This is a genomic window from Paraburkholderia sp. (assembly GCF_035656215.1).
Lineage (GTDB): Bacteria > Pseudomonadota > Gammaproteobacteria > Burkholderiales > Burkholderiaceae > Paraburkholderia.
In genome coordinates this window covers 1-10,020 of sequence record NZ_DASRSY010000231.1, presented here as the reverse complement: position 1 = coordinate 10,020, position 10,020 = coordinate 1, and the positions used below count along the sequence as shown (strand labels likewise).

Below are 10,020 nucleotides of genomic sequence, written 5' to 3'. Positions count from 1 at the left end.
GGCCTGTTCGATCAGCGTGTCGCGGAAGATTTCCCACGTCAGGTCTTCCGCTTTGCCGTTGACCTTTTCCAACGCCTGGTAAATCGGCACCGTGCCGATCGGCACCGGTGAATTGCGGATGATCCACTCACGCGTTTCGTGAATGTGCTTGCCGGTGGAGAGATCCATCACCGTGTCGCCGCCCCAGCGGATCGCCCACGTCATCTTGTCGACTTCTTCGCCGATCGACGAGGTCACCGCCGAGTTGCCGATGTTCGCATTCACCTTCACGAGGAAGTTACGGCCGATGATCATCGGCTCGCTTTCCGGGTGGTTGATGTTGTTCGGGATGATCGCGCGGCCACGTGCGACTTCTTCACGCACGAATTCCGCGGTGATTTCCTTCAGGCCATCGGGACCGAATGCGCTCGCGCCGAACGCCTGGCCCGGATGCTGGCGGCCCATCATGGCCGCGAGCTTTTCGCCGTTCGGGCCGCTCGTCTTCAGGCTTTCCAGATACGCGGTGCGTTGCTGGTTCTCGCGAATCGCGATGTATTCCATTTCCGGCGTGACGATGCCCTGGCGTGCGTAGTGCATCTGCGAGACGTTCTTGCCGGCGATCGCGCGGCGCGGCGTGCGGTGCAGGCCCTGGAAGCGCAACTCGGCGGTTGCCGTATCGGCGGCGCGTTCACGGCTGAAGTCGCTCGACAGCCCCGTCAGCGCTTCGGTGTCGCCGCGTTCTTCGATCCAGGCTTGACGCAGCGCCGGCAGACCCGCGCGAATGTCGATCTTTGCTTCCGGATCGGAGTAGGGGCCCGACGTATCGTAGACATAGACCGGCGGATTCTTCTCGCCGCCGAAGCTATCGGGCGTGTCGGCCTGGGAGATTTGGCGCATCGGCACGCGGATATCGTCCCGCGAGCCGGTCACGTAGACCTTGCGGGAATTCGGCAGCGGGGCGACAGCGGCGGCATCGACGTGGGCGTCGGCGGAAAGGAACTTCGGATTGGCGTTCATGCGTATCTCCTCGCAAAGCAATGTGGGGCCGCTAAGCAGGAGACGAGATGGAAGTTGTCGGAAATCGCGAGAGATGAAACGGTAGACCAGGTGCGAAATCCGTACGCTTCCCTGCGCTGGCATTATCCAGATCAGGTTCAAAGGGTATTTCTCACCCACGCAACACGGACCTCCAACCTCCGCGCTACGCAGGACCCCCGCGTTAGCAGCGCACACGATACACCGCCCGGGCGGTGCTTGGCAACCCGTCTTGAAAAAGTCAGATGTTAGAGATAACGCCGGCCAGCCACGCACTATTCTTGTTGTGATAGGGCTGCCGGGAATGATGCGGCGCAGCGGTTCTGCGTCGCGAGTGTGCCTGGCTTACAGCGTGAAATCGTCAGCGGCTTCGGGCTGAAACAGGATCTTTTCGAGCTTCAGGACTTTCTCCGTGCCGCTCGGCGGCGTGAAGCGGACGCGTTCGCCGCGTTTGGCGCCGAGCAAGGCGAGGCCGACCGGTGAGAACACGTTCAGGCGGCCCTGGGCGAAATCCGCGTTGGGCGGATAGACGACCGTCCAGGTCATCTGTTCGCCGCTGGTTTCGTCGACCAGCGTGGCTTGCGAATTCATTGTGACGATGTTCGCGGGAATGTCGCGCGATTCGACGATCACGGCGCGTTCCAGGACGTCGTCGAGCATGTCTTGCAATTTGGCGTCGGCGCCGGGCGCGGCCGCGTGTTTTTCAAGACGGGCGACGTCGAGTTCGGTGAGGTAACAGGTTTTCGTCTTTTTCATGACGGGTTCTCCAATTGATCTGCATGTAAGGGAATTGCGTGCGAATGAGATCAGCCCGGAGCCCGACGACGTGGCTCCGGTAATGGAGGAAGCAACGTCAGATCAGGCGCCGGGCGGCGAGAAGCGGGAGCGTTCGGGACGGCTGGCCGGCGTGAGGCGCTGCTACGTCCGCGCGCGCGCAACCGGTTACGCGGCGGGGGCGCAAGCGGGTGAGGGCACGGGAGAACGGAGGACGCATGGGGGTAGCCGGCAGAGAGCGAACAGTATCGGGATAAGCGCCGGAAAGAAAACTTGATCGACGCAATAGAAAGGCGAATGTTAGCACGAGCTGGGCGTCTCCTTAATCGCGGCCGGGAGGTGCCGCGTGCGCAAGGTGCGGCGCGTCTATTTCGCACAAGGTCGTTCAAGGCCGCCGCGGCGCTGCCGTTATTTCGCCTGTAGGGGCGGCCGTTGCCCAGTCGGGTGACCGGCGGTGGGCGGCGTGTCAATGGCGCGATGCGGATCGAGACGGCTTAAGGAGAGGTGCTGATGAAAACGGAAATAGGGCGGTTTGGGGCGCTCAGCGCGGCAGTGGCGATGGCAACGCTGGTTGCAGCGCCAATGCCGGCAGTGGCAGCGAGTGGTGGAACGATCAGCTTTTCGGGCGCGATCGTGGCGCCGCAACTGGAGATTTCGGCGGCGCCGGCCGTGGCACGTGTCGATACTGAGGGCGCGCGGCTCGCGCAGACGGGTTCAGCGGTCACGCTAACGTTTAGCGCTGCGCCGGGCGTGGCGACGGGCGCCGATGTCGCGCTTCTGGTGAACAATGGCACGACGGCGCGTGATGCGTTGGCTGAGCGTTTTGTCGATAGCGCCGGACGAGTGTTTCGCGCCGCCAGTGACGGGCACTACCGAGTTGGCCGCGATGGCGGGGTATTGTCGCTTGCACCGAAGAATGCGGCGCTGGATACCCAGGTGACGGTTGTCGTTAGTTACGATTGAGGCGCCGACGCGGGGCCGGGGCGCGCATTGGGGCCGTTTGTCCACAAGCGTACAGACACGCCGCGCCCCGCGGGTGTAAACGGTATGGAACGGTCGCGACCGTAGTCGAACAACCCAAACCAAAATAAAAATCAGAACTGGCTGTCATAAGCGGGCTCGTGGATCGACAAACGTGCAGATCCTGATGAGAGCACGCCATGCAAACCGCACGAACCCGCCGAGCCAATCGGAATCTCGCCCGCGCAATCGCGCTAGCCGTCGCGCTGACAACCCTGTCAGCCAGCGGCCTCGCCACCGCTGCTGGCGCCGTATGCGCGTCGCACAGTCCATCCCACCGCGTAGCGCTTGTGGAGCTCTACAGCAGCGAAGGCTGCAACAGTTGCCCGCCCGCGGACAACTGGCTGAGCCAGTGGAAAAACAGCGGCGCAATCCAAAGCATCGTGCCATTGGCCTTGCACGTGGACTACTGGAATAGCCTCGGCTGGACCGACCGCTTTTCGCAGCATCGCTTTACCGAACGTCAGCAAACCCTCACCGACCTCGCCGGTGGTCATACCATCTACACGCCCGAGATCTTTGTATCCGGCCGCGAGCTGCGCAGCTGGTCGCAGCGCGACAGTTTCCAGAGCCGCATCGGTAAGGTCATCGCCGAACCGGCGCAGGCGAACGTGGCGCTTGAACTGAAGCCGCGGGCGAAGGGCGCCTTCAATGTCGATGCGCAATTCACCAGCAAGGCGGCAGACACAACAGGTCAGCTGAATGCCTACGTCGCGGTCTACCAGAACGCGTTGAACTCTCAGGTCAGAGCCGGGGAAAACAGCGGTGCGACGCTGCATCACGAACGCGTCGTGCGGCAGTGGATTGGCCCCGTGCCACTGGTTGCCGGTAACGCGCAAATCCGCCGCGATATCCGCATCGACGATGCCGATGCCAACGCCCCGGCTGGCGACTTCGGCGTAGTCGCGTTCGTCGAAAACGCGGCGACCGGCGACGTGCTGCAAGTGGGCGAACTGGCCGCCTGCAATTGATCGCGCGACGACCCCTCAGCGCCCCCATTTCATCGGAGATTCTCATGGCAACGCCTCATGCTCTCAGCGAAACCGCTCCGCCCGTTATGCCGAAGAGCGGCACGATTCATCCGGTGTGGGTGCGCATCACGCATTGGCTCAATGCACTCGCGGCCATCCTGATGATGCTGTCCGGCTGGCGCATCTATGACGCGTCGCCGATCTTCAAAGGTTTTACGTTTCCCACGGGGATCACGCTCGGCGGCTGGCTCGGCGGCGCGCTGCAATGGCATTTCGCGGCGATGTGGCTGCTGGTCTTCAACGGTCTGCTGTATCTCGCGTTGAACCTGGCAAGCGGGCGTTTCGTGCGCAAATTCCTGCCGGTCTCGCCGCGCGCCGTGCTGCAGGACTTCGTCGCAGCACTGACCGGCAAGCTCTCGCACGCCGATCTGCGCGTCTACAACGCGGTGCAGAAATTCGCTTACCTGTTCGTTGTCTGCGACCTGATCGTGCTGGTGCTCTCGGGTCTCGCGATCTGGAAATCGGTGCAGTTTCCGCTGCTGCGCGAGCTGATGGGCGGCTATGACAACGCGCGCATCGTCCACTTCTGCGCCATGTCGCTGATGGCTGCGTTCATCGCCGTGCATCTGGCGATGGTGGCGCTCGTGCCGCGCTCGCTGCTGGCGATGCTGCGCGGACGCTAAGCCGCTGATCCACGGATACGCAAAGCTTAAGGACATCGAATCATGACCACGCCAAATATAAAACCCGATCGAAAGCTCACCTCTAAGTCTGACGATAAGCTCGACCGCGAATCGATCCTGATCGACGCACGGCGCGAACTTGCGATGCCGTCGCGACGTCTGTTCGGCAAGCGGCTTCTGACGCTCGGCGGCCTGTCGATGCTGACAGGCTGTTCGCTCACCGACAACGATTCGGTCAACGCATTCCTGACGGCCGTGTCGCGCCTGAACGACCGCGCGCAAGCCGCACTGTTCGATCCGAAGCAACTCGCGCCGACCTACACCGAAGCGCAGATCACGCGGCCATTTCCGTTTAACGCGTTCTACGGCATCGACGACATCCCCGAGGTCGACGCCTCCGATTACAAGCTTAAGATCAGCGGCCTCGTAACCGGTCAGCGTGTCTGGACCTTGCCCGAGTTGTACGCGCTGCCGCATGCCGAGCAGATCACGCGGCATATCTGCGTGGAAGGATGGAGCGCGATCGGCCGCTGGGGCGGCACGCCGTTTGCCGATTTTCTGCGGCGCATCGGCGCGGACACGAGCGCGAAGTACGTCGGCTTCAAATGCGCCGACGATTACTACGAAAGCATCGACATGCCGACCGCGCTGCATCCGCAAACGCTGCTCACGTTTTCCTATGACGGCGAACGCCTGCCCGCGAAATACGGCTTCCCAATGAAGCTGCGCATGCCGACCAAGCTCGGCTACAAGAACCCGAAGCACATCGTCGAGATGTTCGTCACTAACACGTTCCCCGGCGGCTATTGGGTCGACCAGGGCTACAACTGGTTCGGAGGCTCCTGACGCACGGGTCGGCGCGTGCAGGACCCAACGCGCGACCCCGGGCGGCAGAAGCTTCGGAAGTACCCCGGCACAAGCTGGAAGCCGGTTCAGATTCATCCATAACGAAACGGAGTTATCCCATGAAAAAGTTCGCAATCGCAGCAATGGCCGTCGCCCTCCTGACCAGCGGCGGTGCCGCGTTCGCGCAGGCAAGTGGCGCAATGTCCAACGATTCGATGCCCAAGGACACGATGTCGAAGGATTCGATGTCGAAGGATTCGATGTCCAAAGACACCATGTCGAAGGGCAGCATGAAGAAGGACACGATGAAGCACGACAAGATGAAAAAGGGCAGTGACGCGATGGGCATGAAGCATGAAGCGTCGGGCGCGATGGCCAACTGAGCGTTGCCGGCAATGCCGGTTGCATAACTTCAGCGCCGGTGTCATGGGCGCGTCAAAAGCCGGGGAAATGTCCCCGGCTTTTTTGTTGCAAGCACGCAAAAAAGTTACGATTCTTTCAGGCGACGCGGTGGGCGCTTACTGCATAATGCGATGCCCGCCAAACTTTGGGCGTGTGTCAGCCGTGGATCGATTTCTATCGACCGCCGCGGCGTTGTGGCCCCATTGGCCATCTATCGTCTTTCTGTTCCACCGACATGTCCGCCAGCCTCGCCCCTCAGACCGCATCGCCGATGCGGTGTCTGCCATCCCGATACAGGGTTTTCAGCGGGGGCGCAGCACCTCGAGCGGCATGGGCGGGTTGAACGCATGTCGCCGCAACTCCCCAGCCGTTTTCCGCGTGGTTTTCCGATCCGCTTGCCGCAGTCCCGCAATGGGCAGATCGCGCTCGCGCTCGCCGTCGTCTATCTCGTGTGGGGCTCGACCTATCTCGCCGTGCACGTCGCGCTCGGTTCGTTTCCGCCGCTGCTGCTCTCGGGGCTGCGTAATCTGTTTGCCGGCATAGGCCTCTTCATCTTCGCGGCGCGCCGCAATCCGGTCTGGCCGAGCGCGGGTGAAATTCGCAATGCAGGCCTTGTCGGCACGATGCTGGTGGGTTTGTCGAGCGGCATGCTGGCTTACGGCATGCGCACCGTCGGCACCGGCACGGCGGCCGTGATGGTCGCGACCGTGCCGCTGTTCGCGACGGTGATCGCGGCGGTGGCGGGGCGCAAGATCGGCAGAGGCGAGTGGTTCGCGGTCGGCCTCGGGCTGGTGGGCATCGCGATCCTGAGTCACGGCGACAGCGCGCCGGGATCGGCCGGCGGCAGCCTGGCGATCCTGTGCGGTGCGCTTTTCTGGGCGGGTGGCGCGCATCTGGCCGGCCGGCTGAAACTGCCGTCGGACCTGTTTCTATCGACGTCGTTGCAGATTGGCCTTGGCGGCGCGATGTCGACGCTGGTCGCGTGGGTATCGGGCGAGCGAATGATGGAGGTGCATTTTCTGCCGGTGCTGGCCTTCGTCTACCTCATGCTGATCGGGACGATGGCCGCCTACGTCGCGTACGGTTTTCTGATCCGGCATACGAGTCCGATCATCGCCAGCAGTTGCATGTACGTGAATCCGGTAGTCGCGGTGGCGCTCGGCGCGTTGTTGCTCGGCGAGCCGGTGACGCATTCGACGGTAATCGCGACCGGCGTGATTCTGGCCAGCGTGGGGCTGTCTTTCTGGTTCGATTACCGGAAGAAGAGCCTCGCCTGAGGCGGGCGGCGGGTCGCTGTCTGCTGCTCGTCGCTCGTTCTCCGGTCCCCGTCCCGGTCCCCCTCCACGCTCCGCCGCTTCAAAGCGCCGCCGCCACTTCCGCCCCCTCGCGAATCGCGCGTTTTGCATCCAGTTCGGTTGCCACCTTTGCGCCGCCGATCACGTGATAGCGCGGGCCATTCGCGCCATTTGGGCTTTTAACGCTGTTCGCATTGCCGGTCCCATTCGTGGCGTTTGATCTATCCGCAGTTCGTGCCGCCGTCTCCGGGTACAGGCTGCGCAACGATTCCTGCCCCGCGCACACGACGATCGTGTCCACCTCGAGCCATTCTTCGACACCTTCGCGCGCAATCTTCAACCCGCGCTCGCCGATTTCCAGATACGACACACCGCCGAGCATCTTCACGCCGTTTCTCGCCAGCGTCGCGCGATGCACCCAGCCCGAGGTTTTACCAAGCCCCATGCCGAGCTTGCCCGCCTTGCGCTGCAGCAACCAGATCTCGCGGAAAGGCTGCGCCGGTGCCGGCGCTTTCAAACCGCCGCGTTCCCGCACCGCGAGATCGACGCCCCATTCGTCGAGCCAGGCATCGCGCGACATCGGCAGTGGATCGCCAGAACGATGCAGCAAAAACTCGCTGACGTCGAAGCCGATCCCGCCCGCGCCGATCACCGCGACGCGGCGTCCCACCGGCGCACCGCGCAGCACGTCCACATAAGACAGCACATTCGCCCCGTCGATGCCCGCAATCGCGGGGCTCCGCGGCACGATGCCCGTGGCGACGATCACATCGTCGTAACCGCCTGCTGCGAGCAACGCCGGATCGACACGCGTATCGAGCCGCACGTCGACGCGATGGCGCTGCAACTGGCTCTGAAAATAGCGGATCGTTTCGCTGAACTCTTCCTTGCCCGGCACGCGCATCGCCAGATTGAACTGACCGCCGATGGTTGCGCTCGCATCGAATAAGGTCACGCGATGCCCGCGCGACGCTGCAACGCTCGCCGCGGAAAGTCCCGCCGGTCCCGCGCCGACTACCGCAACCGAACGTGCTGTCTGCGGGCTTGAAACCGGCCGGTAGATCAACTCGGTCTCACGTCCCGCACGCGGATTCACGAGGCAACTCGCACGCTGGTTCTTGAACGTGTGATCGAGGCAGGCCTGATTGCAGGCGATGCAGGTGTTGATTTCGTGCGCGCGTCCCTCGGCGGCTTTCAGCACGAATTCGGGGTCGGCGAGCAACGGCCTCGCCATTGAAACCAGATCGCCCGCGCCCTGAGCGAGCAGTTCTTCCGCGACCTCGGGCGTATTGATGCGGTTCGATACGATCACAGGCACCTTGACCGCAGCCTTCAGCCGCGCGCTCAGCGCTGCGAACGCCGCACGCGGCACCGAGGTCACGATGGTCGGCACCCGTGCTTCATGCCAGCCGATTCCCGTGTTGAACATCGTGACGCCGGCGGCTTCGAGCGCCTGAGCAACCTGCACGGTTTCCTCCCAGGTGTTGCCGCCTTCGACCAGGTCGATCAGCGAGAGCCGGTACACCACGATAAAGCGTTCGCCGCACGCCGCGCGCACGTGCTCGACAATTTCGCGCGCGAGCCGCATGCGGTTCTCGATGCTGCCGCCGTAGCGGTCGCTACGATGGTTCGTGCGTGGACACAGGAACTGGTTGAGCAGATAGCCTTCGCTGCCCATGATCTCGATGCCGTCGTACCCGGCGCGCTGGGCGAGGCGCGCACAGCGCGCATAGTCGCGCACGGTCCGCGCAATACCGGCTTCGGTGAGCGCGCGCGGTTTGAACTTCGAGATCGGCGATTTGAGCGCCGACGCCGATACGACGAACGGCTGGTACCCATAGCGGCCCGCATGCAGGATCTGCAACGCGATCTTGCCGCCTTCGGCATGCACGGCCTCGGTCAGCAAGCGGTGATTGCGCAGATCGAACACCGAGTTCAGCGTGCCGCCGAAGGGCAGCAACCAGCCGTGCCGGTTTGGCGAGATTCCGCCCGTGACGATCAGGCCGACGCCGCCTTTCGCCCGTTCGCGGAAATACGCGGCCAGTTTCGGGTAGTTCCAGAAACGATCCTCCATGCCGGTGTGCATCGAACCCATGACCACGCGGTTGCGCAAGCGGGTGAAGCCGAGGTCGAGTTCAGCGAGTAAGTGTTGGTAAGACATGCAGGGGACCGTGTAAGTATTGGGTGCGCACGAACAATACACCGCGGAATGTGCCAATCCTCCGAGGAAAAATTCTAATCCACGAAACTCGTTGCTCCGTAAGACATTCATCTGGTGCGAGACGCCATATCGAACTTTGCGGCACACGCATTGCTGAATTCGAGCGTCCATCGACACGGACCGCGCCGCTCACCAGAACGGACGCGATGTGCAGCAGGGATAGGAGGGGGCACTTCATTTCGGGGAGCCGGCCTGAAACCGTTCCAACAACCAACGAACAGGGTTTCCAGCTGGCGCGATGTCCGAAGCGGAGCGCTCGCAAATTAACGGGTCGTGGGCCCAATATAGTTAGAGGTGAGCACAATGAAAATGATCCGAACCATGGCGGCTGTGGTCGCTGTTGCATCCGTCCTGAGCGCATGCGGTGGCGGCGGCTCCAGCGACGTAGGCAAGGAACTCGGCCTGACGAATCCGGAGATCCATTTCATCAACGCAGTTCCTGGCGGCCCGGCAGTCGATTTTCTCGTGAACGGTACGGCGCCCTCGGGACAGACGAACATCAGCTATAAGGGTGTGACGAACCTCACCAATATCAATACGGGCGCAACCACGGTCGCGTACTCGAACACCGGCACGACGACCGCATTGGCGAGCGGTAGCTTCCCCGATGTTGCGAAGGGCCACGATTACACCGTGCTGGCTTTACCGGGCCTGACAGCGCCGGATATCGGCCTGATCGACGATCCGTTCGACAAGGGTCTGCTGTCCAACAGCGCGCGCTTGCGTGGCTTCAACGCGTCGGCCAATGCGACTAACCTCGATCTGTATCTGTTTCAGGCAACCAGCACCGACAT

10 protein-coding genes and 1 riboswitch are annotated in these 10,020 nt (G+C 62.7%); of the genes, 7 read left to right on the top strand and 3 right to left on the bottom strand.

Annotated features, from left to right (window positions below; genetic code table 11):
* Both VFE81_RS13155 and VFE81_RS13150 read right to left on the bottom strand, forming a co-directional pair.
* On the bottom strand, positions 1-996 hold a 996-nt coding region (locus tag VFE81_RS13155; protein ID WP_325045010.1), incomplete at its 3' end, for a phosphomethylpyrimidine synthase ThiC.
* A 90-nt stretch (positions 997-1,086) separates the two neighbouring features.
* A riboswitch (TPP riboswitch) is annotated at positions 1,087-1,205 on the bottom strand.
* A 154-nt stretch (positions 1,206-1,359) separates the two neighbouring features.
* Entirely contained in the window at positions 1,360-1,770 is a 411-nt protein-coding gene (locus VFE81_RS13150) for a GreA/GreB family elongation factor (protein ID WP_325045009.1), read from the bottom strand.
* Positions 1,771-2,298: 528 nt separating this feature from the next.
* On the opposite strand from VFE81_RS13150, the gene VFE81_RS13145 reads away from it, so the two are divergent.
* The 6 genes from VFE81_RS13145 (at position 2,299) to VFE81_RS13120 (ending at position 6,987) form a co-directional block, all read left to right on the top strand.
* Positions 2,299-2,751, top strand: a complete 453-nt coding sequence (locus VFE81_RS13145) for a hypothetical protein (RefSeq protein WP_325045008.1) — start codon at positions 2,299-2,301, stop codon at positions 2,749-2,751.
* Positions 2,752-2,948: 197 nt separating this feature from the next.
* Positions 2,949-3,779, top strand: coding sequence for a DUF1223 domain-containing protein (locus tag VFE81_RS13140; RefSeq protein ID WP_325045007.1), 831 nt, complete (start codon positions 2,949-2,951; stop codon positions 3,777-3,779).
* 44 nt (positions 3,780-3,823) lie between these two features.
* On the top strand, positions 3,824-4,462 hold the full coding sequence (locus VFE81_RS13135; protein ID WP_325045006.1) for a cytochrome b/b6 domain-containing protein: 639 nt from the start codon (positions 3,824-3,826) through the stop codon (positions 4,460-4,462).
* Between the two features lie 42 nt (positions 4,463-4,504).
* Complete coding sequence (locus tag VFE81_RS13130) at positions 4,505-5,308, top strand: molybdopterin-dependent oxidoreductase (RefSeq protein WP_325045005.1); 804 nt, start codon at positions 4,505-4,507, stop codon at positions 5,306-5,308.
* Between the two features lie 119 nt (positions 5,309-5,427).
* Entirely contained in the window at positions 5,428-5,691 is a 264-nt protein-coding gene (locus VFE81_RS13125) for a pentapeptide MXKDX repeat protein (RefSeq protein WP_325045004.1), read from the top strand.
* 366 nt (positions 5,692-6,057) lie between these two features.
* The gene (locus VFE81_RS13120; RefSeq protein ID WP_325045003.1) at positions 6,058-6,987 is read left to right on the top strand and encodes an EamA family transporter; all 930 of its coding nucleotides are present in this window, start codon (positions 6,058-6,060) and stop codon (positions 6,985-6,987) included.
* Positions 6,988-7,066: 79 nt separating this feature from the next.
* On the opposite strand, the gene VFE81_RS13115 is transcribed toward VFE81_RS13120, so the two are convergent.
* Positions 7,067-9,166 (bottom strand): NADPH-dependent 2,4-dienoyl-CoA reductase, encoded by a 2,100-nt coding sequence (locus VFE81_RS13115; protein ID WP_325045002.1) that lies wholly within the window; start codon positions 9,164-9,166, stop codon positions 7,067-7,069.
* Positions 9,167-9,529: 363 nt separating this feature from the next.
* On the opposite strand from VFE81_RS13115, the gene VFE81_RS13110 reads away from it, so the two are divergent.
* A partial coding sequence (locus VFE81_RS13110) for a DUF4397 domain-containing protein (RefSeq protein WP_325045001.1) occupies positions 9,530-10,020 on the top strand: 491 nt, incomplete at its 3' end.

Excerpts from the sequence above, each read along its gene's own strand:
- VFE81_RS13150 (WP_325045009.1), bottom strand. The coding sequence starts at position 1,770 with ATGAAAAAGACGAAAACCTGTTACCTCACCGAACTCGACGTCGCCCGT.
- VFE81_RS13145 (WP_325045008.1), top strand. The coding sequence starts at position 2,299 with ATGAAAACGGAAATAGGGCGGTTTGGGGCGCTCAGCGCGGCAGTGGCG.
- VFE81_RS13140 (WP_325045007.1), top strand. The coding sequence starts at position 2,949 with ATGCAAACCGCACGAACCCGCCGAGCCAATCGGAATCTCGCCCGCGCA.
- VFE81_RS13135 (WP_325045006.1), top strand. The coding sequence starts at position 3,824 with ATGGCAACGCCTCATGCTCTCAGCGAAACCGCTCCGCCCGTTATGCCG.
- VFE81_RS13130 (WP_325045005.1), top strand. The coding sequence starts at position 4,505 with ATGACCACGCCAAATATAAAACCCGATCGAAAGCTCACCTCTAAGTCT.
- VFE81_RS13125 (WP_325045004.1), top strand. The coding sequence starts at position 5,428 with ATGAAAAAGTTCGCAATCGCAGCAATGGCCGTCGCCCTCCTGACCAGC.
- VFE81_RS13120 (WP_325045003.1), top strand. The coding sequence starts at position 6,058 with ATGTCGCCGCAACTCCCCAGCCGTTTTCCGCGTGGTTTTCCGATCCGC.
- VFE81_RS13115 (WP_325045002.1), bottom strand. The coding sequence starts at position 9,166 with ATGTCTTACCAACACTTACTCGCTGAACTCGACCTCGGCTTCACCCGC.